The following is a 26,586-nucleotide window of genomic DNA, read 5'->3' as shown; positions in this document are numbered from 1 at the left end:
CAGGAGCGACGCGACGCGCTGGAGGCCATCATCCGGTTCGGTGCGGCGAACACCCCACCCCTCTGGGGCGGCTCGGGAAAACCCGGTGGAGGTGAGCTACGGAGCCCCGGTCTTCGTCCCAGCGGCGCGCAGGCGCTGCACCACGTCGTCGCGCCCGGTCGCGCCGAGCTTGCCGTAGACGTTCTTCAGGTGCCACTTCACGGTGTCGAGCGACACCCCGAGCGCGCGGGCGATCTTCTTGTTCGGCATCGACTGCTGCAGCAGCTGCACGATCTCGGTCTCTCGCGGGCTCAGCAGCTCGAGCGAGGCGGTGCGGGCCGAGTCACTGCCTGCGCCCTGCCCGCTCCCCGCGTTCGCCTGCGACTGGCGGGCCGAGGCCTGGATGCGCTGGGCGTAGAAGGCCAGCAGCGGGTCCATGCCGGGCTCGGCGCCCACCATCTCGATCAGCGCCAGCGCGTCGGGGTCGGCATCGAGCAGCGAGCGCACCAGGCCGAGCCGGTGGCCAATGCGCAGGGCTTCGCGCGTGCGCTCGCGCGCCACATCGTCCCGCCCCAGCCGGCGCTCGAGCACGGCCGCCTGCAGGTGCAGGTAGGCCAGGCGGCGGATGCGCCCGCGCCGCTCGCACAGGACCCACAGCGCGTCGATGCGCCGCAACGCGCCCTGCAGGTCACCGTCCCAGATCGCCAGGCGAATGCGCGCGCGCTCCGCGACCACCATGATCTCGCTGAGGGTTTCGGATTCGACACCCGCGTGGCGCGCGTCGAGCGCATCCAGCTGCGCCATGCAGTCGCGCACCGCCTCGGATTCGCCGCGCTCCGCGTGCAGCTTGAACTGCTCCAGCAGGCAGTAGGCCATCACGCGGTCCAGGCCGAGCCGCTGCGCGTAGTCTTCGACCTGTTCCAGGTGGGCCAGGGCATCGAGCGGGCGGCCGGCCATGCGGCGGGCGCGCGTCAACACCAGCATCACGCGCACCACGGTGTCGGGAATCGACACGCGCTCCAGCACGTCGAGCCGCTCTTCGACCAGGCGCGCCGCGGCGGCCGGGTCGTTCAATTCGTAGAGCACTTCGGCCAGCAGGCCGGCCGCCATGCAGGCGGCATCGACGCAGCTGCTGCCGCGCTGATCGGCCTCGAACAGCACGTCGCGGTAGATGCGCTCGGCCTGGATCATCTGGCCTTCGACCGCATGCGCCAACCCGACCAGGCAACGACCGACCAGCGCACCGAAAGGCGTACCGTGCAGCACTTGCCCTTCGACCAGCGGCGGCTCCTCGTCGAGCTGGATGCGGCGCGCGCGCTCGTACTCGCCGCGGTACACGTAGAGCCAACTCAGGATGTTGCGCCGCCCGGCCCGCGCGATGCCATCCGCGCCATCGGGCGCGTGCTGCAGCTCCGGCAGGATCGCCATCGCGCCGAGCGTGTCGTCGCTCTGCACCGCCAGCAGGCCGCGCAACAGCGTGAGCCGGTAGCGCATGGCGGGCGGGGCGTCGGCCAGGTCGATGCGCAACTGGGCGACGGTGCGCGCGCACTCGGCCAGCCGGCGCTCGTACACCTCGACCCAGGCCATCCACAGGCGCAGGCCCGCCCGCTCGCTCAGCAGCGCGGGCGGCAGCAGCCGCACCAGGCTCACCAGCTGGCGCAGCTCGCCGCGCACGAACAACTCGCTCGCGCAGCCTTCCACCAGTTCGACGGCAGCGTCGGCTTCGCCGGCCTGCATGGCGTGGCGCACGGCATCGTGGTGCTGGGCCTCGGCCGCGAACCAGTGCCATGCCGCGACGTGGACACGGCGGCGCTCGGGCGCCGGCCAGGTCTCGAAGCGGGCGCGCAGCACGTCGCGCAGCAGCGGATGGATGCGCCACCACGCGGCCGGATCGTCCGCGCCGGCGGTGCGGGTCATGAACAGCCCTTCGCCCGCGAGCCGGCCCAGCAGTGCGGCGCAGTGCGCGGTACCCAGTGGCTCGCCGAGCAGCGCGGCGCCCAGCGGCGCATTGAACCGCGACGGCACCGCGCAGCACACCATCAGGCGCAACTCGTCCGGCGCCAGGCGCAGCAGCACCTCCTGCTCGAGGTAGGCAGAGAAGGTCTTGGGATCGCAGACACGCTCGACCTGCTCCGGCAGCGCGCCCGGCCGGCGGCGCAAGGCCACGCTCAGCAGCTGCAGGCCGGCCGGCCACCCGTCGGTCAGCGCATGCAGGCGATCGGCGATGCGGTCGTCGGCGCCCGACAGGCGCTCGCGAAGAAACTCGACCGATTCGTCGCGCGAAAAACGCAGGTCGTCGGGGCCGAGCTGCAGCATCTGGTCCGCCGCGCGTGCGCGTGCGAGAAAAAGCGGCAACGCGGTGCGCGTGGCCAGGGCGCAGCGAAGGTTGGCGGGCGCGTACTCGATCAGCAGCTGGACCGCATGCACCGCCCCGGCGCTGTGCAGATGGTGCGCATCGTCGAGCACCAGCACGATCTCGCGCCCGCTCGCCGCGATGCCCTGCACCAGGCCGATGACCATGCGCTCGACCGCCTCGGGATCGCTGCCGCGCCCGGCCAGCAGGCGGGCCTCGCGCGTGATGGCCGCATCGATGGGCTCCAAGGCCGCGAACAGGTCGTCGACGAGCCGCAGGATGTCGTTGTCGTCGCTGCCCAGCCCGACCCAGGCGACCTCCGAACCCACCGACACCAGCTCGCGCCGCCACAGCTGGAGCAGCGAGGTCTTGCCGCAGCCCGCGGGCGCCTGAACGACGACGAGCCGGTGCGGCGCCGAGGCGGACAAGGACAGGCGCGCGAGCAAGGTCTCGCGCGACAACAGAAGCCCGGCGGACCGCGGAAGCGATCCGGACACAGGCTGCGCATCGTTGTGTTTCGTGCGCTCGGCGGGCAGGGTCGGCATCGGCGTGCATTCTCGCGCACAGCGCCCGACCCTACCCGCAGCGGGTGGTGTCGCCCCGCAGTGCTGCTGCACAATCGACCGCGATGCCGGTTCCACCCTCCTCCGCCTCGCCAACGGCCAAGCCCGAGGCAGCGCGGCGCCCGGTTGTCGGCACGGTCGGACGCGAGCGCCTGCTGGCGCGCCTGACCGAAGCCCGGCAGCTGCGTTGCATCGCCGTCACCGGGGCGGCGGGCGCTGGCAAGTCTGCGCTCATCGCGGCCTGGCGACGGACCCTGGTGCCGATGGGTTTCGAGGTTGCCTGGTTCACGCCGGGCGCGGACGACGACAACCCCGCACGCTTCTTCGAAGGCCTGCTCGCCAGCCTGGCGCAGGTCGACGCGGCGCTGGCGCACGAGACCACCACAGGCATCGGCACCGACCCCGATGCCATCGAGCGGCAGGTCATCACACTGGTGCGCGGCATCGCGGCGCACCCGCGCGATGTGGCGCTGGTGCTCGACGACCTGCAGCGGCTGCGCCACCCCGCGATCCTCGATGCGCTGCAGTGGTTGCTGGACTACGCCCCGCCCAACCTGCACCTGGTGCTGGTCTCGCGCGGCCGTCTGCGGCTGTCGCTCGAACGGCTGCGCAGCCAGGCCCAGACCCTGGAGCTCGACCGGCACGACCTGCGCTTCACGGCGGCGGAGAGTGCCCAGTTTCTGAAATCACAACTGGGCGAAATCGATGCCCGCACCGTGCGCACCCTGCACGAACTCAGCGAAGGCTGGGTCGCCGGTCTGCGCCTCTTTGCGCTCGACTGGAAGAAGAAGCGACGGGAACCCTCCGCGCTCACCGCCACGGGCCAGCCCTTCGCCGGCCTGCCTGCCCGCGATGCGACCGCCCTGACCCACTACTTCGAGCACGAGGTGTGCACGCACCTGTCGCCCGGCGAACTCGACCTGCTCGTGCGCGCGGCGCCCTGCCTGCGCCTCTGTGCACCGCTGTGCGCCGCGCTCGCCGACGCGCCGGGCACGGTCGCCGACGTGGCCACGCTGCTCCTGCGGCTGGAAAGCGAAGACCACTTTGTCGACCGCGTCGAGCACCCACCGGGCGAGACCTGGTTCCGCCTGCACCCGCTGCTGCGCGACGCGCTGCTGACCCGCTTCGCCGTCCTCGCCGAGCCTGCACGGCAGACCGTGCACGCACGCGCCTTCACGTGGTTTCGCGACCGCGGCCTGCTGCAGGACGCGGTGCGCCATGCCGTGCAGTCGGGCGATCCGGCGCAGGCCGCGGCGCTGGTCGACCAGTGCGCGCAGTCGCTCATCGTGCGCGGCGAGCGTCGCGAACTGGCGGCGTTGCTGCGCCAGCTCCCACCGGAGCAGCTGCAGCGCAGCTTCAGCATGCGGCTGTGGCTGGTGCGCACGCAGTTCTTCGAACGCGACCTCGATGCCTGCGCACGCACGCTCGATGACCTGACACGCGACCTGCCGGCCGACGCGGTCGCGCACCGCTTTCATGTCGCCGCGCTGCAGGCCGCGCTGGCGCTGCAGCGCGATGACACCGACGCCGCGCTGGCGATGCTTCCGCACTTGCTGCAGGTGCCGCCCGATGCCGATCCGCTCGCGGTCGGCGTGCGCCACAACATCCTGTCGTGGCTTCATATCCAGCAAGGCGCCTACGAGCAGGCGCGCCGCGTGCAGCGCGAGGCGCCGCCGCTGATGGTCGATGGCGCGCCGCTCGTGGCGACCGCCGCCGGCAGCCTGCAGGGCCGCTGCCTGGTCGGGCTGAGCTATGCGATGGAAGGCCAGATGACGCAGGCCGAACGCGTGCTCCGCGCCGTGGCGGCCGAAGCCGAACAGGCCGGCAAGGCGGGCGCCGATGCGCGCTTTCTCGCGCTCAGCCTGCTCGCCGAGGTGCTCTACGAACTCGACGACGCCCGCCAGGCGCGCGCGCTGCTCGAGGACAAGGTCGGCACGCTGGAACGCATCGCCATGCCCGATGCCGTGCTCCGCGTGCACCGGGTGCTGGCCGCGGCCGCCTGGCAGGCCGGTGACACGGCCGGTGCCTTCGCCCACCTCGAACGGCTGGAGGCCTACGCCACGCGCCACCGGCTCGATCGCCTGCTCGCCCACCGACTGGGCGACGAGGTGCATTGCCGCCTACTGTGCGGCGAACTGACGGCCGCCCAGGCGGCGCTGGCCCGGCTGGAGGCGATCGACGCGCGCCATGCGGCCCCGGCCGCGGGGTCGCTCGGCGAGATCCGCGAGGTGGCACAGCGCGCACGCATCCGGCTGGCCGTGACGCTGGGCGACTTTGAACGCGCCGCCGTGCAGCTGGACGACCTGCTCGCCCTGTGCGAGGCGCGCGGCCGGCAGCGCAGCGTGGTGCAGCTGCTGGTGCGCAGCGCGGCGGTCGAGGCCCAGCGCGGCTGCGGCGAATCCGCCCGGCGCAAGCTGCGCGACGCGCTGCAGCGCGGGCACCGGCTCGGCCTGCTGCGCAGCCTGGTCGATGCCGACACGATGGCGCGCCGGATGCTCGACGAGCTCGCGCGCACCGAATCGCTCGACCCGGTGCTGGCCTTCTACGTCGAGCGCCTGCTGGCCGTGCGCACGCGCCCGGAGGCGCCCGTGGACGGTGCCGCCGCAACCGGCGCACCCGGTACATCGGGCGCAACGCCGGCCGGCCTCGAAGCCTTCAGCGAGCGCGAGGTCGAGATGTTGCGCCTGCTGGCCCAGGCCATGCCCAACAAGAAGATCGCGCGCGCCCTCGGCCTGTCGCCCGAGACGGTCAAGTGGTACCTGAGCCGCATCTACGGCAAGCTGCGCGTGTCCGGCCGCGACGAAGCCGTGGCGCGCGTGCGCGACCTCGGATGGGACGCCGGCGCCGCCGCCACCGCGCCGGACTGACGCCTTCGCGCCGGCGGCGCGCGGCCCCCTTCGGGTCAACCCGCCCCCATCGGGAGTGGTGGTCCCCGCCCCGGATTTACCTTTGGGTCTTGCCACGAGCCCCTCAGGAGACAAATCCGTGAACGTGACCCGCAACGTCTTTCGAGACGACCATGAGATGTACCGCGAGACGGTGCGCCGCTTCCTGGAACGCGAATGCAAGCCGCGCCAAGCCGACTGGGACCGTGCCGGCCAGGTCGACCGCGAGACCTGGCTGAAGGCCGGCCGCGAAGGCCTGCTGTGCGCCTCGCTCCCCGAGGACTACGGCGGTGGCGGCGGCGACTTCGGCCACGCGGCCGTGTTCAGCGAAGAGATGGCGCGCTCCGGCGTGAGCGGCCCGGCCTTCGGCATGCACTCGGACATCATCGCGCCCTACATCCTGCGCGCCGGCACCGAGGAACAGAAGCGCAAGTGGCTGCCCGGCACGGCCTCGGGCGAGACCATCCTGGCCATCGCCATGACCGAGCCGGGCACCGGCAGCGACCTGAAGGCGGTGCGCACCACCGCCGTTCGCGAGGGTGACGAGTACGTCATCAACGGCAGCAAGACCTTCATCAGCAACGGGCTCACGGCCGACCTGATCCTCGTGGTCTGCAAGACCGACCCGGCCGCCGGCGCCAAGGGCATCAGCCTGATCGCGGTGGAAGCCACGCGCGCGGGCTTCCGGCGCGGGCGCAAGCTCGAGAAGGTGGGCCAGTACGCGCAGGACACGGCCGAACTCTTCTTCGACAACGTGCGCGTGCCGGTGGTCAACCGCCTGGGCGAGGAAGGCAAGGGCTTCGCCTACCTGATGGGCGAGCTGCCGCAGGAGCGCTTCACCATCGCCGTCGGCGCCGCCGCACGACTGGAGCGCGCGCTGGAGAACACGCTGGCTTATGTCAAGGAGCGCCGCGCCTTCGACCAGACCGTGTGGGACTTCCAGAACACCAAGTTCAAGCTCGCCGACGTGAAGGCACAGGCCGTGGCCGTGCGCACCCTGATCGACCACTACATCGGCGAGCACATGCGCCGGCGCCTCACGCTCGAAGAAGCAGCCATCGCCAAGCTCTTCGCCACCGAGACGCTGGGCAAGGCGCTCGACGAGATGGTGCAGCTGCACGGCGGCTACGGCTACATGCTGGAGTACCCCATCGCACGCGACTTCGTCGACATGCGCGTCACGCGCATCTACGGCGGCACCAGCGAAGTGATGCGCGAGCTGATCGCCAGAAAACTCTGATTCAAACCAACCGAGGAACCACACATGGCAAACAAGGTATTCGTCGCCGGCGTCGGCATGATCCCCTTCAAGAAACCCGGCACCAGCGAGCCCTACGACGTGATGGGCGAACAGGCCATCCGCATGGCGCTGGCCGATGCCGGGCTCGAATTCAGCGACGTGCAGCAGGCCTATGCCGGCTACGTCTACGGCGACTCCACCTGCGGCCAGAAGGCCGTGTACCGCGTGGGCATGACCGGCATTCCGGTGCTCAATGTGAACAACAACTGCGCCACCGGTTCGTCGGCCCTGTACCTGGCGCGCCAGGCGGTGCAAAGCGGCGCGGTCGACTGCGCGCTGGCCTTCGGCTTCGAGCAGATGAACCCGGGTGCGCTCAAGTCGCGCTGGGACGATCGCGCACCCGCGCTGGAGCGCGCCGCCCAAGTGGTGGACGAGCTGGTCGGCCATCCCGAAATTCCGTCGGCCATCCGCCAGTTTGCCGGCGCCGGCCGCGCGCACATGCAGAAGTACGGCACCAAGCTGGAGACCTTCGCCGCCATCCGCGCCAAGGCCAGCCGCCATGCCGCCAACAACCCGCTGGCCGTGTTCCGCAACGTCGTGTCGACCGAGGACGTGATGAACGCGCCGATGCTGTGGGACGGCGTCATCACCCGCCTGATGGCTTGCCCACCCACCTGCGGCGGCGCCGCGGCCATCGTGGTGTCGGAAGCCTTCGCCCGCAAGCGCGGCCTGCGCACCGACGTGCTGATTGCCGGCCAGGCGCTCGCCACCGACCTGCCCAGCACCTATGACGCCAAGGACATGATCCGCGTGGTCGGCTTCGACATGACGGCCCTGGCCGCGAAGCAGGCCTACGAGCAGGCCGGCGTCGGCCCCAAGGACATCGACGTCATCGAGCTGCACGACTGCTTCGCGCAGAACGAGCTGCTCACCTACGAAGGCCTGGGGCTGTGCGGCGAAGGCGAAGGCGAGAAGCTCGTGAACGACGGCGACAACACCTACGGCGGTCGCTGGGTCACCAACCCCTCGGGCGGCCTGCTGTCCAAGGGCCACCCGCTGGGCGCCACCGGCCTGGCCCAGTGCTACGAACTCACGCACCAACTGCGCGGCACGGCAGACCAACGCCAGGTCGAAGGCGCCAAGGTGGCGCTGCAGCACAACCTGGGCCTGGGCGGCGCCGGTGTCGTGACGATCTACAAGAGGGCCAGCGCATGATCGACAAGAAGCACATCGGCATGAAGCTGCCGGTCTACAAGGCCACGGCCGAGGCGGGGCAGCTGCGCTTCTTCGCCAAGTCCATCGGCGAGACCAACCCCGTCTATCTGGACGAATCGGCCGCGCGCGATGCCGGGCATCCGGGCCTGCCGCTGCCGCCGACCTTCCTGTTCTCGCTGGAGTTCCAGATTCCGTCGAACGCCTGGCGCGAAACGCTGGGCATCGTGACCTCGCGCATCCTGCACGGCGAAGAAAGTTTCGACTACCACCGCATGGCCTACGCCGGCGACACGCTGCAGTTCGAGACGCACATCGCCGACATCTACGACAAGAAGGACGGCGCACTGAGCTTCGTGGAGCGCAAGTCGCGCGTCACCAACCAGCGCGGCGAGCACGTGGCCGACCTGCGCTCGATCCTCGTTCACAAGAACGCATGAAGAAGAAGGCAACGACCATGAGCACCCCTTCCCCCACCACCGCGACTGTCGGCGACGCCCTGCCCCCGCTGGCCCTGCCGCCCATCACCCGCACCACGCTGGCCCTGTTCGCCGGCGCCTCGGGCGACCACAACCAGATTCACATTGACCTCGACTACGCGCGCAAGGCCGGCATGCCCGACGTGTTCGCGCACGGCATGTTGTCGATGGCCTACCTGGGACGCCTGCTCACGCAGTGGGTCGACCAGCGCAAGTTGCGCAGCTTCGGCGTGCGCTTCACCGGCATCACGCACCTGGGCCACCAGATCACCTGCACGGGCCGGGTGGTCGAGAAGTTCGAGGTGAACGGCGAGCAGCGCGTGAAGCTCGCAATCGAAACGCGCAACCAGTACGGCGAGACCCGCATCGTGGGCGATGCCGTGGTCGCGCTCTGAACCCCCATCCATTCACTCATTCATTTCTGGAGATAGACACATGGGAACTCTTGACGGCAAGGTGGCACTGGTCACCGGTTCGGGTCGCGGCATCGGCCAGGCCATCGCCATGAAGCTGGCCAGCCAGGGCGCACGCATCGTGGTCAACGACCTGGACGCCGACCCGGCGCAGGAGACGGTCGAGCTGCTGAAGAAGAGCGGCGCCGAGGCGGTGGCCTGCGCGGGCAACGTCAGCGCGCCCGACTTCGCCGAGCGCTACATCAAGACGGCGATGGACCACTTCAAGGGCATCGACATCATCGTCAACAACGCCGGCTTCACCTGGGACGACGTGATCCAGCGCATGACCGACGAGCAGTGGCACGCCATCGTCGACTGCCACATGACGGCGCCCTTCCGCATCCTGCGCGCGGCCTACCCGGTCATCAAGGCGCAGGCGCAGGCCGACCAGGAAAAGGGCATCGAGGTGTACCGCAAAGTGGTCAACGTCTCGTCGACCTCGGCGCTGAACGGCAATGCCGGACAGATGAACTACTCGTCGGCCAAGGCCGGCGTGATCGGCATGACGCGCGCGCTCAGCCGCGAGTGGGGCCGCTTCAAGGTCAACGTCAACGCGGTGGCCTTCGGCCTGATCCACACCCGCATGACCAATGCCGATGCCAAGGCCGGCGCCACCGTGAACATCGAAGGCCGCGACATCCGCGTGGGGCTGAACCCCGAGTTGCTGAAGTCGCATGCGCAGCGCAACCCGCTGGGCCGCGGCGGCACGCCGGAAGAAGCGGCCGGCGCGGTGTACCTGTTCTGCCTGCCCGAGTCGAATTACATCACCGGCCAGATCGTGGCGGTGGCCGGCTCGCCGCAGTAAGTAAACACGCGCAAAGTGGGGACGGCCGCGGGTGGCCTGACACGCCCGCGGCCTCGCGTTGGGCCAGAAAAATTCCGGAGACACGACACACATGACAACCCTCGCCGACGAACCCACCCGGGCACCCACTGCGGTGCGCTACCGGGCCGTGCCGTACGCGATTCGCCAGACCCTGTGCGAACGGCGCGCCGACGGCACGCTGATCCTGCGCTCCCCGCTCACGCCCAAGGCCACGGGCCGCACAGGCTTCGCGGGCTACATCCCCCACTGGGCCGAACGCCGCGGCGACCTGCCGGCCTTCTGCGAACGCGACGCGCACAGCGGCGAATGGAACCGCATCACCTGGCGCGCCCTGTGGCAGCAGGTGCAGGCCGTGGGCGCAGCTTTGCTCGAACTCGGCCTGGGCCAGGGCCGCCCGCTGGTCGTGCTCTCGCCCAACTCGCTGGAGCAGCTGGTGCTGCTGCTGGCGGCCGAATACGTCGGCGTGCCGGTCGCGCCGGTGTCGCCCGCCTATTCGCTGCTGAGCCGCGACTTCGCGCGCCTGAAGGGCGTGTGCGAACTCGTGCCGCCGGCGGCGCTGTTCGTGCAGGACGGCGCCACCTTCGAACGCGCTGTGGCTGCCGTCGGCGGCCCCGACGTGCCGGTGATCGCGGTGCACGGTGCCGCACCGGGCGCCCTGTCGTGGCACGCGCTCTCGGCGCTCGAGCTCACGGCCGCACGCCGCGACCGCGTGGCCGCCGCGCACGCGGCCATCCGCCCGGACGACATCGCCCGGATTCTCTTCACCTCCGGCTCCACCGGCGTGCCCAAGGGCGTGCCCCTCAGCTACCGCAACCTGCAGGCGACGGCGGCGAGCCAGTCGGACATGTTCGCCAGCTTCGCCGAGCAGGACGAGCCCCCCGTGTTCCTCGACTGGCTGCCTTGGCACCACGCCCTGGGCGGCGTGCTCAACCTCGGGCGCGCGGTGCTGCTCGGCGCTACGCACTACATCGACGACGGCAAGCCGCTGCCGGGCCTGTTCGAACGCACGGTGCGCAACCTGCGCGAGGTGTCGCCCACGCTGCTGACCAGCGTGCCCTCGGCGTGGACCATGCTCGCGACCGAACTCGAGCGCGACCCGCAGCTGGCGCGCAGCCTGTTCGCCCGCGTCGTCAACTTCGGCTACGGCGGCGCCAGCCTGCCCCAGGACGTCAACGAGCGCATCCAGCGCGTGGCCGAACGCACCGTGGGCGAACGCATCGTGTTCGGCACCGGGCTGGCTTCGACGGAAACCACCGGCGTGGGCACCTACCGCAACTGGGCCTGCGACGACCTGGCCAACATCGGCGCGCCCGCGCCCGGCACCGAGATCAAGCTGGTGCCACTGGAGGGCGAGCGCTACGAGATCCGGGTGCGCGGCGCCCACAACTTCAGCGGCTATGTCGCGCAGCCCGAGCTCACGGCCGCGGCATTCGACGAGGAAGGTTTTTTCAAGCTCGGCGACGCGGTGCGGCTGGTCGATGCGAACGACCCCACCCGGGGCATGCGCTTCGACGGCCGCGTGGCGGAAGACTTCAAGCTGGTCAACGGCACCTGGGTGCGCACCGGCGCCATCCGCCTCGGGCTGGTCGAGCGCTGCGCGCCGCTGATCACTGATGCGGTCATCTGCGGCCACGACCAGACCTACGTCGCCGCGCTGGCCTGGCCCAACGTGGCAGCCTGCCAGCGCCTGCTGCCCGAACTCGCGGGCCTGGACGCCGCCGAACTCGTCGTGCATCCGGCCCTGGTCGCGGCCCTCGGCGAGCGCCTGCGCAAGGACACCGGCAGCGCCAGCCTGCGCGTCGAGCGTCTGCTGCTGATGGCCGAGCCGCCCTCGATGGACGCCAACGAAATCGCCGACAAGGGCTACGTCAACCAGTCGGCCACGCGCGCGCGCCGGGCCGACCGGGTGGCGCAACTGTTCGAGCCGCAGCCCGGCCCGCAGGTGGCGCGCGCCTGAACGCGCGTCCGCCTCGCCTTCACAGAAAAAACGGAGACACCATGCACAGCACATCTCATTTCGCCAGACGGCTGATCGGCATCGCCGCCCTCGCCTGCAGCACCCTCGCCTTCGCGCAGGACTACCCGACGCGGACCATCACGCTCGTGCTGCCGGCACCACCCGGCGGCGCCACCGACGTGCTCGCGCGCGTGATGGCCGACGAACTCGGCAAGCGCCTGGGCCAGACCGTCATCGTGGACAACAAGCCCGGCGCCTCCGGCCTGCTCGGCGCCTCGGCGGTGGCACGTGCGGCGCCCGACGGCTACACGCTGTTCTTCTCGCATGCCACGCCGATCTACTACGCGCCCTACATGTTCTCGAAGGTGCCCTACGACGTGCGGCGCGACTTCGCCTTCATCACCGAGATCTGCTCGGCCAGCCTCGTGTTCGCGGTCGGCAAGGACGTGCCCGTGCAGAACATGAAGGAGCTGGTGAGCTGGGCCACCGCCAACAAGGGCAAGGTCAACTACGGCTCGTTCGGCGTCGGTTCTTCGAGCCACCTGCTGATGGCGCACCTGAGCGAATCACGTCACCTCGACATGGCGCATGCCGCCTACAAGGGCGAGGCACCGATGATCCAGGACATCCTCGGCGGCCAGATCCCGATGGGCATCGGCACCCTGGGCACCATGGCCCCGCACCTCGCCAGCGGCCGCCTGAAGGCCCTGGCCATCGTCGGCGACAAGCGCCTGCCCGAGCTGGCCAACGTGCCCACCATGGTCGAGGCCGGCTTCCCCGACGACGAGTTCAAGCCCCTCGGCGGCGTGATGCTGACCGCCCCCGCCAAGACCCCCGCACCCATCCTCGCCCGGCTGGAGAAGGAAGCCCGCGCCGTCGTGCAGACCGCCGCCATGAAGGCGCGCTTCCAGGCCTTCGGCCTGGTGGGCATGGGCAACAGCTCGGCCGAGTTCAGGAAGAACTTCGAGGCCAGTGGGCCGGTGATCCAGAAGCTGGTGCAGGTGTCGGGCGCGAAGGTGGATTGACGAGCAAGCGCCGACACACATGCGAACGGCCGCCGCGTGCGGCCGTTTTTCTGTCTTCTATCCGACCTGCCTGTCCTGCCCGGTCCAGTACCTGGCACGCAGCGCCTTCTTGTCCACCTTGTCGAGCGCGGTCAGCGGCAGCGTGTCGACGAAGGTCACCAGCTTGGGCGCCTGCACCACGCCCTTGCGCTCGGTGACGAAGGCGATCAGCTCGGCGGCGTCCACCGGAGCGCCCTCTTTCTTGCGCACCACCACCGCCATCACCGCCTCGCCCCACTTCTCGTGCGGCACGCCGATGACCGCTGACAGCGCCACGCCCGGGTGCTGCGCCAGGCAACTCTCGACCTCGCTGGAGTACACGTTGAAGCCGCCGCTGATGATCATGTCCTTCGCGCGGTCGACCAGGTAGAGGTAGCCGTCGGCATCGCGGCGCGCCATGTCGCCGGTGTGCAGCCAGTCGCCGGCGAAAGCCTTGGCCGTTTCCTCGGGCCGATCCAGATAACCGGACATCACCAGCGGGCCGCGCACGCACAGCTCGCCGATCTCGCCCACCGGCACCTCGGCATGGTGGGCGTCGAGCAGGCGCACCTGGTTGCCCGGCAGGCTGCGGCCGCAACTGCTCAGCCGCTCGGGGCGATCGAGATCGTGCGCGTCGCGACGCAGGTAGCTGATGGTCATCGGCGCCTCGGCCTGGCCGTAGACCTGCGCGAACACCGGACCGAACCGGCCCAGCGCCTGTCGCAAGCGCGCCGGCGCCATCGGCGCGGCGCCGTACAGCACGAGTTGCAGGCTCGACACGTCGTGCGTAGCCAGCGCCTCGGAGGCATCGAGCAAGCCGTAGATCTGCGTGGGCACGAGGAAGGTCGTGGTGATGCGCTCGGCCGCGACCGTCTGCAGAAAACCATCGACGCTGAAGCGCTCGAGAAGATGCACCGTGCCGCCCTGCAGGAAGGTCGTGAGGAGCATCGCGCCCGCTGCATGCGACACCGGCGTGGCGGCCAGAAAGCGCACCTCCGACGGCCATTCCCAACACGCGAGCTGCTGCAGCGCCGACGTCACCACCGTGCGCTGGTGATGCACGATGCCCTTCGAGCGGCCCGTGGTGCCGCCGCTGTAGGCGATCTTGAGGATGTCGTCCGGCTGCGCGTCGAGCGCGATGTCGCTGCCGTCCAGGCCGCTCGATTCAGCGAGCAGGTCGATGCCGTAGGCAGCCGGCCCCAACGTCAGCACATGCGGCACCAGGTGGCGCTGCGCCAGTGCCGCCCCGCGCCCGGCATGGTGCGACACGTCGACCACCAGCGCCTTGGCCTTCACGTCGCTCAGGATGAAGGCCTGGTCCTCTTCCGATCCCAGCGGATGCAGCGGCGTGTAGACCAGCCCCATCAGGTGCGCCGCGATGATGACCATCACCGACTCGGGCCGGTTGGCGGCCAGGACGGCGATGCCGTCTTGTCGCCGAAGGCCCATCCCTTGAAAACAACGCACCATGCGATGGCAGCCTTGTTCGAGTTCACGATAACTCATGCGCACGCCATCGCCCACGAGTGCCTCGCGGGTGGAGAAGGCTTTGAAGGCAGAGCGGTAGAGCTCGGCGAAGGTGGAGCCTTGGTGCAAGGTCGGACTGGGAGGTGGGTGCATGGCGGCCGGGCTTTCGTTTCTCAGGGCTGCGGGCGGATTTCGACCCGTGGGCTTGAGTAGGCAACCGGAACATGCTGAAGGCGGCCACCCGCATCGGGGGGGGCGTGCCTGTTCGGTGGCGAACGCCGACATTCAGTGCCGCATTAACAGGAAGAGAAGATTTCGATGGCGGCGAGCGGATTCTGATAGCCCGCAGTGCGCTCGCAGGCGGAATATGCGCCCGCACCTTCGCTCGCCATTCACTTCCTTCATGCCATGACGACTTCCTTCGAAACCATTCGCGTCGCAGCCGTTCACGCTGCCGCCCCCTTCCTCGACCTCGAGGCCGGCGTCCGCCGAACTGTCGAGTTCATTCATCAAGCGGGGGCTGGCGGCGCGAGGCTTGTCGCATTCCCCGAGACCTTCCTGCCCGGGTACCCGCACTGGATCTGGTCTCACACGTCCAAATACGCGGCCCCGCTCTTCGCGGAGCTTTACCGCCATGCGATCGAATTCCCTAGCCCCCAGGCGAATGCCATCGCTGCCGCCGCACAAGAGGCGGGCGTCTGGGTCTGCCTGGGCGTCAACGAACGCGAGGGCGGAACGCTCTACAACACCATGGCCTGGTTCTCCCCGGAGGGACGCCTCGCCGCAAAGCACCGCAAACTGCACCCGACCAACGCCGAGCGCACGGTCTGGGGCCGCGGCGACAGGCGTGACGTCTTCGTGATCGACACGGGTTTCGCCAAGGTCGGCGGATTGATCTGCTTCGAGCACAGCATGGATCTCAACAGGCACGCGCTCGCGGCCATGGGAGAGCAGATCCATGTGGCTTCCTGGCCTGCCATCAATGCAACGCATGGCGACCCCAACGCGGGCGACTTCGACCACTACGCGACGACCCTCGCAGCAGCCCATGCCATCTGTGCGCAAACCTATGTGATCCTGGTCCAAGGGCGCATCTCCGAGGAGATCATCGAGCGTCTTGGTGTCAAGCCCGGCCCCGACGCGCCCACACTTGGCGGTGGCTTCACGGGCTTCATGGGACCCAATGGAAAGTGGCTGGCCGAGCCGCATCGCGACACGGAGAAGGTGCTCTACGCGGACCTTGACCTCTCCCTCATCCCCTTTGCCAAGTTCTTCGCGGATGGCGCAGGTCACTATGGACGGCCTGATGTCTTCATGTTCGACATCATCAGGACGCCGCAAACGACATTGCCCGCCCAAACGGTGGCAGACGCCGTGGTCCCCGCCACAGCGCACCCCGGTGAACTCTAGAGGCGCAAGGGTTCAATGGGCATCGGAAGCGCTGCCCTGGGTCACCGGGTCAGGCCCTGAAAAACTCTCTTCTGTACTGCACAGGGGTCATGCCACAGTCCTTCTTGAAGGCGGCGGCGAGGTGGCTCTGGCTCGAGAAGCCCACGCGCAATGCCACCTCGGCCAGGGGGTCTGCCGTGTGCTCGAGCAGGTGGCGCGCGCGCTCGAGGCGTTGCGACACCACATAGCGGTGCGGACTGGTGCCCAGATTGGCACGGAATGCGCGCCAGACATGCGAAGGATGGATGCCCGCGCAACTCGCGAGCGCTTCGAGTGAAAGATCCTCGGCAAGATGGGCCTCAACGAAGTCGAGCATTCGCCTCCATTGATGCGCAGCAATGGTGAGCGGCGCCGATGCCGCTCGGGTGCTGAGGTTCGAGTGACGACTGACAAGGCGGCCTGCCAGCAGGTACGCCAAGTGGTCGGCCTGCAGCCGGCTTTGCGGATCCTTCTCCCGCAGAAGGATCAAGACCGTGCTGGCGATGTGCTCGATGACAGGGTCATGCTCGCACAGGCGCGGCAAGAGTTCTACGTCCCCACCGGCCCGATCGAACAAGTCATTGGCTACGGCATCGAACGCGGCCGAATGCACATAGAGGTGAAGGATTTCCGGGCTGCCGGCAATCGTCCATTGCGAATGGAGGTGAGCAGGCAACACACTGAACTGGCGCGGTCGCAGGGTCTCCTGTTGACGCCGTGCTTCGATGGTGCGTGTCACACGGCAGGAGTGTCCCAGGCAGAAGGCAATGCCAGGCGCCGACGCGGTCGGAAGCTCCGCACTCCACGGCGTCTCACGGACCAGCCAAGCGTAGAGCGACCGCCAGCGCAACGGAATGCTGTCGTCCAGGAGCGTGATCTCTGAGCGTTGAGCGATACCGTGGGTGATGTCCGCGGTGAGCGTCTCACGCACGCTCGAAGATGCTGCGGTTTTCATGCGTTGCTGGCACAGGCGTTTTGGAGCAGGTCGCACGCCCCGCCTTGAAAGGACGCGCCCGCGCCCGAATTGTGCGATCGATGAGCGCCTTTGCACAAGAATCCGTGACTGCCGGAGAGCCTCCAACGCTGCCCGCGCAGCACGGCTGCTGGAATTCTTGACCGGCAACCCGTCTGGTCCAGACGTTCCAGTGCCGAAACGAGAAGCGCCCTACCCCTGCCTCCCCAGCATCCACGCCACTGCCTCGTCCCGCCCCGCCACCCCAAGCTTCCCGTAGATGTTCTTCAGATGCCATTTCACGGTGTCGATGGACAGCCCCAGTGCCAGCGCGATCTTCTTGTTGGGCATCGCCTGCGCGAGCAAGCCCAGCACGTCGCGCTCGCGGTCGCTCAACGGCTCGACCGGGCGCCTGCCCGCCTCGGGGGCCACACCCACCGAGACCGTCGCATCGGCAGCGACAGGCACGAGTCCCGCGCGTCCCAGGCGCTCTGCATAGAAACCGAGCACCGGGTCCAGCGATGCGTCCTTCGCCACTTCCGCCACCAGCGTCATCACCGCCGGGTCCGCGTCGAGCAGGCTGCGCACCAGACCCAGCCGGTGGCCGCTGCGCAAGGCCGCCAGCGTGCATTCCCGCGAGGCCTGCGCCCTGCCCCTGCGTTGCTCGATCAGGGCCTGCAGCAGCTTCATCTGCGCGATCAACCGTTGCCGTCCGCGCAGCGCGATGTTCGCTATCAGCGCTTCGATCCTGCGCGCCGCATCGTCCGTGTCGCCGCGGGCAAGCGCCCAGCGGATGCGCGCGCGCTCGGCCACCACGGCAATCTCGCCGAGTGCGCTGTGCGCGGCATCGGCATGGCGCGCGTCGATCTCGTTGGCGCGCGACAGCGCCACTTCGGCGGCGGCCGGGTCGCCCATCTGCAGGCGGTAGTGCACCTGCATCGTGAGGCTGTGCACCAGCAGCCGGTCCAGGCCCAACGCGGCGCTGTAGTCTTCCAGCCGCTCCAGCCAGGCCATGGCTTCCATCCGTCGCCCGGCCGCCCAGTGCGCGGCAGCGAGCGAGCGGTGCACGCGCAGCACCGAGTCGGGAATGGACACGCGCTCCAGCGCGTCCACACGGTCTTCGAGCAGCGCCACCGCGGCCTCGGTCTCGCCGTGCTCGTAGAGCACCTCGCCCAGCAGCGCGGTCGACAGGTAGGTGGCATCGACGCAGGCACTGCCGCCCTCGTTGGCTTCGCGCAGCACGTCGCGGTAGACACGCTCGGCCTGGGTCATGCGGCCCTCCATGGCGTAGCTCAGGCCGGCCAGGCTGCGGCCTTGCAGCGTGCCCGACGAGCTGCCGCGCAAGGGCTCGCCGTCGATCAGGCGGATCGGGTTGTCCTGCTGCACGCGCCGCGCGCGCTCGTAGTCGCCGCGGTGCATGTACAGCCAGGACAGGATGTTGTCGCGCGCCCCCGTGGCCAGCGCGTCCGCGCCTTCGGGCGCAGCCTGCAGGCGCGGCAGCAGCGCCATGGCGGCGTCGGTGTCGTCGCGCTGCAAGGCCAGCGAGGCTTCGAGCAGCGTGAGCCAGTAGTGGCTGATGGCGTCGTCCGGCGGAATGTCGGGCCGCAGGCGCGCGATGTGAGCAGAGAAAGCATCCAGCTCCCGCGCGAACAGTTCTATGCGGATCATCCACAGCCGCAGCCCGATGCGCGCCTGCACTTCGGCCGGCGGCAGCTGGCGCACAAGGCCGATCAGCTTGCGCAGCTCGCCGCGCACGGCCAGGCCATGGGCCGACTTCTCGACCAGCGCCGCGGCCGCCGCGCCCTCGCCCGCGGCCACGGCCTGGCGCACGGCCTCGTCGATGAGGCCGTGGTCGCGAAACCACTGCCACGCGATGCGGTGCACCGCGCGTTGCCCGGCCTCGCTGCGCTGGCGCAGGCGCCCGCGCAGGGTTTCGCGCAGCAGCGGGTGCAGGCGGTACCAGGTCTCGCGCTCGGCGCTGGTCTCGATCGGCACGATGAACAGGTTCTCGCCCTCCAGCCGCGCCAGCAGCGGCGCCGTGGCGGGGTCGTCCACGGGCCGGCCGAGCAAGGCCGCGCACAGCGGCGCGCAGAAGCGGCTGCAGGCCGACACGCTGATCAGCAGATCGAGATCGGCCGGCGCCAGGTGCGACAGCACTTCCTTCTCGAAATAGGCGGCGAAGGCCTGCGGGTCTTGCACGTGGGCGCGCACGAAGTCGCCTGGCACCTGGCCCTGGCCCACACCCAGTTCCTGGCGACGCTTCTTCCAGTTGATGGCCAGCAGCTGCAGGCCGGCGGCCCAGCCGTCGCACAGCTCGTGCAGCGCCAGCGCATCGCGCGGCGCGATGCTCCCCAGTTGCGACTGCAGGAAGCGCTCGGACTCGGCCGGCGAAAAGCGCAGCTCGCGCACGTCGATCTCGAGCACCTGGCCTTCGGCGCGCAGGCGGTCGAGCGACAGCGGCAGCGCGCCGCGCGAAGCCATGGCCAGGTGCAGGTTGCCCGGCGCGTAGTCCAGCAGCCATTGCAGCGCCTCGTGCAGGCGCGCGTCCATGAGGTGCTGCAGGTCGTCGAGCACCAGCACCAGCTCGCGCGGATGGGCGGCAATGCCGCGCACCAGCGCGATCAGCGCGCGCTCGACGGCCTCGCTGTCGACGCCGCGGCCGGCGTAGTCGGCGGCTTCCTGGGTGGCGACCGGTGCCACCTGCGCCACGCTGGCCAGCAGGTAGTCCAGCAGGCGGGTGGGCTCGTTGTCCTCGGGCGTGAGGCTGAGCCAGGCGACGTCGAAGCCCAGCGGCAGCAGCGCCTGTCGCCACGCGACCAGGGTGGTGGTCTTGCCGCAACCGGCCGGGCCCTGCAGCACGACGCAACGGCGGCGGCGCCCCTCCATCAGCCGGGCCAGCAACGCCTCGCGGGCCACGGCGCGCCCGGCGCTGCGGGGGGGGACCATCTTGGTGGCGACCAGGGCCTTGAGCCCGGAGGCGTCGGGCGAACGCGAGGGGGAAAGTGGCTTGTTCTGCATGTCTCTGGCCGGCATTGTGGCCCGCCCGCCACCCGATCTGGGTAGTGGGGTTAAGGGGGTGCGGCGCCCAGAATCGCTGCAAGACAAGGAGACCCCGTGAACATCCACCGCACCGTGTACCGCGAAGACCACGAGATGCTGCGCGACACCGCACGGCGATTTTTCGAGCGCGAATGCCTGCCGCGCCAGGCCGCGTGGGACGCCGCCGGCCGCACCGACCGCGAGACCTGGCTCAAGGCCGGCCGCGAAGGGCTGCTGTGCGTCACCGTGCCGACCGAATACGGCGGCGGCGGCGGCGATTTCGGCCACTCCTGCGTGCTGGCCGAAGAGCTGCACCGCTCGGGTGTCTCGGGCTTCAGCCTGTCGGTGCATTCGGACATCACCGCGCCGTACATCGTGCGCTTCGGCACCGAGGAACAGAAGCAGCGCTGGCTGCCCAAGATCTGCCGCGGCGAGACCATCATGGCCATCGCCATGACCGAGCCGGGCACGGGCTCCGACCTGAAGTCGATCCGCACGAGCGCGGTGCGCGACGGCGACGAGTACGTCATCAACGGCAGCAAGACCTTCATCAGCAACGGCCTGAACTGCGACATGGTGCTGGTGGCCTGCAAGACCGACCCGAGCGCCGGCAGCAAGGGCGTGAGCCTGATCATGGTCGAAGCCGACCGCGCGGGGTTTCGGCGCGGGCGCAAGCTCGACAAGGTGGGCCAGCCGGCCGCCGACACCACCGAGCTGTTCTTCGACAACGTGCGCGTGCCGGTCGACAACCTGCTGGGCGAAGAGAACAAGGGCTTCGTCTGCCTGATGCAGGAGCTGGCGCAGGAGCGCCTGATCATCGCCGTGTACAGCGCCGCCAAGCTCGAGCGCCTGCTGGAGCAGACGCTGGAGTACGTGAAGGAGCGCAAGGCCTTCGACGGCACGGTGTGGGACTTCCAGAACACCAAGTTCAAGCTGGCCGACATCAAGGCACAGGCGGTGGCAGCCCGCACGCTGGTCGACTACTACATCGGCGAGCACATGCGCCGGCGCATCAGCGTGCAGGAGGCGGCCATCGCCAAGCTCTTCGCGACCGAAACGCTGTGGAAGTGCATCGACGACATGGTGCAGCTGCATGGTGGCTACGGCTACATGCTGGAGTACCCGATTGCCCGCGCCTTCACCGACTACCGCATCACGCGCGTGTTCGGCGGAAGCAACGAAACGCAGCGCGACCTCATCTCCAGAAAACTCTGAACCACTTCCCTCTCAGGACAAGCACATGACCGAAAAAGTAATCGTCGCCGGCGTCGGCATGATCCCCTTCGCCAAGCCGGGCCAGAGCCTGAGCTACACCGAGATGGGCGCCGAGGCCGTGCGCCGCGCGCTGACCGATGCGGGCATCGGCTACGACGTGGTGCAGGAGGCCTACGTGGGCTACGTTTATGGCGACTCCACCTGCGGCCAGACAGCGCTGTACGAGGTCGGCATGACGGGTATCCCGGTCGTCAACGTCAACAACAACTGCTCGACCGGCTCCACAGCGCTGTACCTGGCGCGCAAGGCCATCGCCTCGGGCGACGCCGATTGCGTGCTGGCCCTGGGCTTCGAGCAGATGCAGGCCGGCGCCCTCAAGTCGCACTGGGACGACCGCCCGCCGACACGCGAGCGCTTCCTGCCGGTGCTGCGCGGCCTCACGGCCGACATGGACGGCATGCCGCAGGCGCTGCGCACCTTCGGCGGCGCCGGCCGCGAATACATGGAGCGCTACGGCTGCCGCATGGAAACCTTCGCCGCGGTGCGCGCCAAGGCCAGCCGCCATGCGGCTAACAACCCGCTGGCGCTGTTCCGCAAGATCGTGACGACCGAAGAAGTCATGAACGACACCGTGCTGCTGCCCGGCGTGATGACCCGCTTAATGGCCTGCCCGCCCACCTGCGGCGGCGCGGCGGCGCTGCTGGTGTCGGAGCGCTTCGCGAAGAAGCACGGGCTGCGCACCGACGTGCAGATCCTGGCGCAGGCCATGGCCACCGACCCGGTGCAGTCCTTCGAGCCGCCGTCGATGCTCAGCTGGGTCGGCACGCACATGACGCAGGCTGCGGTCACCCGCGTGTACGAGGCGGCCGGCGTCGGCCCCGAGGACATCGACGTGTGCGAGCTGCACGACTGCTTCGCGCAGAACGAAGTCATCAGCTACGAGAGCCTGGGCTTCTGCCCTGAAGGCGGCGCCGAGAAGTTCGTCAACGACGGTGACAACACCTACGGCGGCAAGGTCGTCATCAACCCCTCGGGCGGCCTGCTGTCCAAGGGCCATCCGCTGGGGGCCACCGGCCTGGCGCAGTGCTACGAGCTCACGCACCAGCTGCGCGGCAGCGCCGACAAGCGACAGGTCGAAGGCGCGCGCCTGGGCCTGCAGCACAACGTGGGCCTGGGCGGCGCCTGCGTCGTGACGCTCTACGGCAGGAACTGACATGGACCTGCAGCTCAGCCCCGACGCGCTCGCCTTCCGCGATGAGGTGCGCGCGTTCATCGCCGAGCGCCTGCCCGCCGACATCCGCGCGCGCCTGCGCCGCGGCCATGCGGCGCGCAAGCAGGACACCGTGGCCTGGCAGCGCATCCTTCACGAGCGCGGCTGGGCTGCGCCGCACTGGCCTGCCGAATACGGCGGCGCTGGGCTGGGCACGACCGAGCGGCTGGTGCTGTTCGAAGAGCTGCAGCGCGCCGGTGCACCGCTGCCCCTGCCCTTCAACATCGCGATGCTCGGCCCGGTGCTGCTGCGCTTCGGCACCGAAGCACAGAAGCGCTTCTTCCTGCCCCAGCTCGCGCGGCTCGACCTGTGGTTCTGCCAGGGATTCTCGGAGCCGGATGCGGGTTCCGACCTGGCCTCGCTGCGCACGCGCGCGGTGCGCGACGGCGACCACTATGTCGTCGACGGCCAGAAGATCTGGACCACCTCGGCCCACCACGCCGACTGGATCTTCGCGCTGGTGCGCACCGAGCAAACGGCGCGCAAGCAGGACGGCATCTCCTTCCTGCTGATCGACATGAAGACGCCGGGCGTGTCGGTGCGCCCCATCGTCTCCATCGACGGGCAGCACCACCTCAACGAGGTCTTCTTCGACAGCGCGCGCGTGCCGGTCGCCAACCTCGTCGGCGAAGAGGGCCGCGGCTGGGACTGCGCCAAATACCTGCTGGCCAGCGAGCGCACCAACATCGCCAACGTGGGCCTGTGCTGGGAGCGCCTGGACGCGGCCCGCGAACTCGCCGCGGACATCCGCCAGGGCGACACGCGGCTGCTCGACGACCCGAAGTTGGGCGCCGAACTGGCCGAGCTGGGCGCGGAGATCCGCGCGCTGGAACTGACCAACTGGCGCTTCCTGCTCGACCCCGAAATCGGCCGCAAGAACCCCGGCTTCGCCTCGGTGCTCAAGCTCAAGGGCTCGGAGCTGATGCAGGCGCTGACCACGCTGATCGCGCGCCTCGCCGGCCCGGCCGGCCTGGAGCGCCACGACGCCGAAGGCGATGCCGCGCAGCAGCATCCGCTGGCGGCCACCGCCCCGCGCTATTTCTTCTACCGCGCAACCACCATCTACGGCGGTTCCAGCGAGGTCCAGAAGGACATCCTGGCCAAGACGCTCCTGGGATAAAGCCATGCAATTCGATCTGAACGAAGACCAGCAGGCGCTGGCGCAAAGCCTGTCACGGCTGCTGGACGACCACTACGGCTTCGAGCAGCGCCGCGCCATCGCCCACTCGCCGGCCGGCTGGAGCGAAGCGGCCTGGGGCCAGCTGGCCGCGCTGGGCGTCACGGCCCTGGGCATCCCCGAAGCCTTCGGCGGCCTGGGCGGCAGCGCGGGCGACCGGCTGCCGGTGATGCAGGCTTTCGGCCGCGCACTACTGCTCGAACCGTACCTGGCCTCCAGCGTGCTTGCCGCGACGGCCGTGCTGTCGGCGGGCAGCGAAGCGCAGAAGGACCGCCTGTTGCCGGCGCTGGCCGATGGCAGCTTGCGCATGGCCTGGGCGCACGATGAAGCGCAAGCGCGTCATGCGCCGCTGTGGGTCGAGACCCGCGCGCGACGCGACGGCGATCGATGGCGCCTCGACGGCGCCAAGTCGCTCGTGCTGCATGCAGGCGCGGCCAACAGCTTCGTGGTGAGCGCACGCGTGAGCGGCCAGCCCGCAGACGAAGACGGCCTCGCACTCTTCCTCGTCGATGCCTCCGATGCGAAGCTGCGCCCCTTCCGACTGATCGACGACACACCCTCTGGCGAACTGCTGCTCGACGGCACGGTCGCCGAGCCGCTGGGCGACGCGTCCCACCACGCACGCGCCGCGGCAGCCATCCGCGCCACGGTGGCCGCCGGCACCGCCGCCGTCTGCGCCGACATGGTCGGCACCATGGAGGCGGCCTTTGCGCTCACCACCGCCTACGTCAACACGCGCAAGCAGTTCGGCCGCCTCATCGGCGAGTACCAGGCGCTGCGCCATCGCGTGGCCGAGATGGCCGTCGCGCTCGAGATGGCGCGCAGCATGGCGATGGCCGCCGCAGTGGCGGTCGACGCCCCGACCTCTGACAGCGCCGCCACTGACCTGCCGCGCGCCAAGCTGGCCATCGGCCGCCACGCGCGGGCGCTGTGCCAGCAGGCCATCCAGTCGCACGGCGGCATCGGCATGACCGAGGAATACGCCGTGGGCCACTGCCTGCGCCGCATCCACGTGCTCGACCAGCTGTTCGGCGACGTGGACGCGCAGGCCGCGCGCCTGGTGCACCTGACACGCCTTTGACTCAAGAAACCCAACGGAGACACGACATGAAACGCCGCCACACCCTTCGCCTGCTGGGCGCTGCACTGACCTCGCTATGCACCGTCGCCATGCCGCCCGCGCAAGCCGCCGACGCCTTCCCGTCGCGCCCCGTGCGCTTCATCGTGCCGCTGGGCCCGGGCAGCGGCTCGGACACGATCACGCGGCTGGTGGCCCGGCTCGTCACGCCGGAGCTGGGCGGCCAGTCGACCTTCATCGAGAACAAGCCGGGCGGCGACGCCGTGCTGGCAGTGCAGAGCGTGCTGGCCTCGCCGGCGGACGGCTACAGCGTGCTCATGCTCTCGCCGTCGTCGATGGTGATCAACCCGTTGATCAACGACAACCTGCCCTACGACGCGCAGAAGGACCTGCGTCCGCTCGCCACCATGCTGCGCAGCGCGGCGGTGCTGGTGACCGGCGCCGCGTCGCCCTACAAGACCTACGCCGAAGCGATGGCCGCCGCGAAGAGGAGCCCGAAGACTGTGAGCATGGCCAGCTACAGCAACCACTACCGCATTGGCGCGCTGATGCTGCAGCAGGGCGCGGGGGTCGAGTTCAACTACATCCCCTACAAGTCGCCCGGACAGGTGCAGACCGACCTGATGGGCGGCCAGGTCGACCTGGCGCTGCTCGACGTCGGTGGTGCACTGCCGCTGATCGCCTCGGGCAAGGTGCGGCCGCTGGCCGTGACCGGCAAGGAACGCCACCCCAAGCTCGCCACCGTGCCCACGGTGCGCGAGAGCGGCCAGCCGAACTACGACCTGTACGTGTGGATCGGCCTGGGCGTGGCCGCCAAGACCCCCGAGCCTGCCGTGAAGACGCTGGAGGCGGCGCTGCTCAAGGCCATGAAGCAGCCGGAGTTCACCACTTACGTGACGGAGACGGCGGGCGCGGAAGTGTTCACCGTCGGCAGCAAGGAGATGGGCGAGATGCTCGCTTCGGAACGAGCACGCTACCGCGCGCTGTCGAAGCAGGTCGACCTCACGCAGAAATAAGGAGCCCATCGACATGAAGCAACAACTCTGCAAGGACCGCGTGGTCGTGATCACCGGCGCGGGCCGCGGCATCGGCCGCGAGTACGCCCTCGAATTCGCACGCCAGGGCGCCAAGGTCGTGGTGAACGACCTGGGCGGGCGCGGGGACGGCAGCCCCGGCGCGGCCAGTGGCCCGGCGCTGGAGGTCGTGGCCGAGATCGAAGCGATGGGCGGACAGGCGATTGCCAACGGCGACGACGTGGCCGACTGGGCCGGCGCCCAGCGCATGATCGATGTGGCCGTGAACACCTTCGGCGGCCTCGACGTGCTGGTCAACAACGCCGGCATCCTGCGCGACCGCACGCTGGTCAACATGGACGAGGAAGACTGGGACGCGGTGATCCGCGTGCACATGCGCGGCACCTTCGCGCCCTCGCGCCACGCCGCCGCCTACTGGCGCAACGAGTCGAAGGCGGGCCGCCAGCGCGACGCGCGCATCATCAACACCAGCTCGTCGTCGGGCCTGTACTGCAACGCCGGCCAGTCGAACTACGGTGCGGCCAAGGCCGGCATCGCCGCCCTGTCGGTGATCGCCTCGCGCGAGCTCGACCGCTACGGCGTGACGGTGAACGCCATCTACCCCACGGCCATGAGCCGGCTCACCGAAGACATCTTCGCGAGTCCCAAGTGGCAGGCGATCCGCAACGAAACGCCCGACTTCGATCCGCTGGACCCGTCGAACGTCGCGCCGCTTGTGGCATGGCTGGGCAGCAGCGCATCGCGCGGCATCACGGGGCGCGTGTTCGGCGCGCGCGGTGGGCGCATCACGGTGGCCGAGGGCTGGCACGCCGGCCCGCGCATCGAGAAGCAAGGACGCTGGACGGTCGAGGAATTGGGTGACCTGATCCCCGGGCTGGTGAAGCAGGCGGCGCCCAACGCGCTCACCACCGGCGAGATTCCCACGGAGCACTAG

At 69.5% G+C, this 26,586-nt stretch carries 19 protein-coding genes; 15 read left to right on the top strand and 4 right to left on the bottom strand.

Translation table 11 applies throughout. The features are described from left to right. Positions 1 to 96: 96 nt before the first annotated feature. On the bottom strand, positions 97 to 2,877 hold the full coding sequence (locus GFK26_RS15400; RefSeq protein WP_153282704.1) for a LuxR C-terminal-related transcriptional regulator: 2,781 nt from the start codon (positions 2,875 to 2,877) through the stop codon (positions 97 to 99). Between the two features lie 83 nt (positions 2,878 to 2,960). Between GFK26_RS15400 and GFK26_RS15395 the strand changes: the two genes are divergently transcribed. The 8 genes from GFK26_RS15395 (at position 2,961) to GFK26_RS15360 (ending at position 12,974) form a co-directional block, all read left to right on the top strand. Further along, entirely contained in the window at positions 2,961 to 5,762 is a 2,802-nt protein-coding gene (locus tag GFK26_RS15395) for a LuxR C-terminal-related transcriptional regulator (RefSeq protein ID WP_153282703.1), read from the top strand. 118 nt (positions 5,763 to 5,880) lie between these two features. Beyond that, a complete protein-coding gene (locus GFK26_RS15390; protein WP_153282702.1) occupies positions 5,881 to 7,020 on the top strand; it encodes an acyl-CoA dehydrogenase family protein in 1,140 nt (379 codons plus the stop codon). A gap of 24 nt (positions 7,021 to 7,044) precedes the next feature. Then, the gene (locus GFK26_RS15385; protein WP_153282701.1) at positions 7,045 to 8,235 is read left to right on the top strand and encodes a lipid-transfer protein; all 1,191 of its coding nucleotides are present in this window, start codon (positions 7,045 to 7,047) and stop codon (positions 8,233 to 8,235) included. Continuing rightward, complete coding sequence (locus GFK26_RS15380) at positions 8,232 to 8,672, top strand: MaoC family dehydratase N-terminal domain-containing protein (RefSeq protein ID WP_153282700.1); 441 nt, start codon at positions 8,232 to 8,234, stop codon at positions 8,670 to 8,672. The genes GFK26_RS15385 and GFK26_RS15380 overlap by 4 nt, the downstream gene beginning before the upstream one ends. 17 nt (positions 8,673 to 8,689) lie before the next feature. Then, positions 8,690 to 9,106 carry a MaoC family dehydratase gene (locus tag GFK26_RS15375; protein WP_153282699.1) on the top strand — a complete coding sequence of 139 codons (417 nt, stop codon included), beginning with the start codon at positions 8,690 to 8,692 and terminating at the stop codon, positions 9,104 to 9,106. A 40-nt stretch (positions 9,107 to 9,146) separates the two neighbouring features. Further along, positions 9,147 to 9,971 (top strand): SDR family NAD(P)-dependent oxidoreductase, encoded by an 825-nt coding sequence (locus GFK26_RS15370; protein ID WP_153282698.1) that lies wholly within the window; start codon positions 9,147 to 9,149, stop codon positions 9,969 to 9,971. Between the two features lie 91 nt (positions 9,972 to 10,062). Continuing rightward, the gene (locus tag GFK26_RS15365; RefSeq protein WP_153282697.1) at positions 10,063 to 11,949 is read left to right on the top strand and encodes a feruloyl-CoA synthase; all 1,887 of its coding nucleotides are present in this window, start codon (positions 10,063 to 10,065) and stop codon (positions 11,947 to 11,949) included. A 41-nt stretch (positions 11,950 to 11,990) separates the two neighbouring features. Further along, positions 11,991 to 12,974 (top strand): Bug family tripartite tricarboxylate transporter substrate binding protein, encoded by a 984-nt coding sequence (locus tag GFK26_RS15360; protein WP_153282696.1) that lies wholly within the window; start codon positions 11,991 to 11,993, stop codon positions 12,972 to 12,974. A 57-nt stretch (positions 12,975 to 13,031) separates the two neighbouring features. Here the strand turns inward: GFK26_RS15360 and GFK26_RS15355 are convergent, their stop codons facing one another. Continuing rightward, on the bottom strand, positions 13,032 to 14,612 hold the full coding sequence (locus GFK26_RS15355) for an AMP-binding protein (RefSeq protein ID WP_153282695.1): 1,581 nt from the start codon (positions 14,610 to 14,612) through the stop codon (positions 13,032 to 13,034). Positions 14,613 to 14,867: 255 nt separating this feature from the next. Between GFK26_RS15355 and GFK26_RS15350 the strand changes: the two genes are divergently transcribed. Continuing rightward, positions 14,868 to 15,869, top strand: a complete 1,002-nt coding sequence (locus tag GFK26_RS15350; protein ID WP_153282694.1) for a carbon-nitrogen hydrolase family protein — start codon at positions 14,868 to 14,870, stop codon at positions 15,867 to 15,869. Positions 15,870 to 15,918: 49 nt separating this feature from the next. Here the strand turns inward: GFK26_RS15350 and GFK26_RS15345 are convergent, their stop codons facing one another. Continuing rightward, positions 15,919 to 16,842 (bottom strand): AraC family transcriptional regulator, encoded by a 924-nt coding sequence (locus tag GFK26_RS15345; protein WP_153282693.1) that lies wholly within the window; start codon positions 16,840 to 16,842, stop codon positions 15,919 to 15,921. Positions 16,843 to 17,052: 210 nt separating this feature from the next. Beyond that, positions 17,053 to 19,857, bottom strand: coding sequence for a LuxR C-terminal-related transcriptional regulator (locus tag GFK26_RS15340; RefSeq protein ID WP_228122024.1), 2,805 nt, complete (start codon positions 19,855 to 19,857; stop codon positions 17,053 to 17,055). A 96-nt stretch (positions 19,858 to 19,953) separates the two neighbouring features. Between GFK26_RS15340 and GFK26_RS15335 the strand changes: the two genes are divergently transcribed. The 6 genes from GFK26_RS15335 to GFK26_RS15310 are packed head-to-tail and all read left to right on the top strand — an operon-like array spanning position 19,954 to position 26,586. Continuing rightward, positions 19,954 to 21,093, top strand: a complete 1,140-nt coding sequence (locus GFK26_RS15335; protein WP_153282692.1) for an acyl-CoA dehydrogenase family protein — start codon at positions 19,954 to 19,956, stop codon at positions 21,091 to 21,093. Positions 21,094 to 21,118: 25 nt separating this feature from the next. Next, positions 21,119 to 22,306, top strand: coding sequence for a lipid-transfer protein (locus GFK26_RS15330; RefSeq protein WP_153282691.1), 1,188 nt, complete (start codon positions 21,119 to 21,121; stop codon positions 22,304 to 22,306). Between the two features lies 1 nt (position 22,307). Continuing rightward, positions 22,308 to 23,483, top strand: a complete 1,176-nt coding sequence (locus GFK26_RS15325; protein ID WP_153282690.1) for an acyl-CoA dehydrogenase family protein — start codon at positions 22,308 to 22,310, stop codon at positions 23,481 to 23,483. 4 nt (positions 23,484 to 23,487) lie between these two features. Continuing rightward, positions 23,488 to 24,621, top strand: coding sequence for an acyl-CoA dehydrogenase family protein (locus GFK26_RS15320; RefSeq protein ID WP_153282689.1), 1,134 nt, complete (start codon positions 23,488 to 23,490; stop codon positions 24,619 to 24,621). Positions 24,622 to 24,647: 26 nt separating this feature from the next. Next, positions 24,648 to 25,634 (top strand): Bug family tripartite tricarboxylate transporter substrate binding protein, encoded by a 987-nt coding sequence (locus GFK26_RS15315; RefSeq protein ID WP_153282688.1) that lies wholly within the window; start codon positions 24,648 to 24,650, stop codon positions 25,632 to 25,634. Positions 25,635 to 25,647: 13 nt separating this feature from the next. Then, entirely contained in the window at positions 25,648 to 26,586 is a 939-nt protein-coding gene (locus tag GFK26_RS15310; RefSeq protein ID WP_153282687.1) for an SDR family oxidoreductase, read from the top strand.

The organism is Variovorax paradoxus (genome assembly GCF_009498455.1).
GTDB classification, from domain to species: domain Bacteria; phylum Pseudomonadota; class Gammaproteobacteria; order Burkholderiales; family Burkholderiaceae_C; genus Variovorax; species Variovorax paradoxus_H.
The sequence above is the reverse complement of the archived record's forward strand: the minus strand, read 5'-3'. Positions and strand labels throughout refer to the sequence as shown.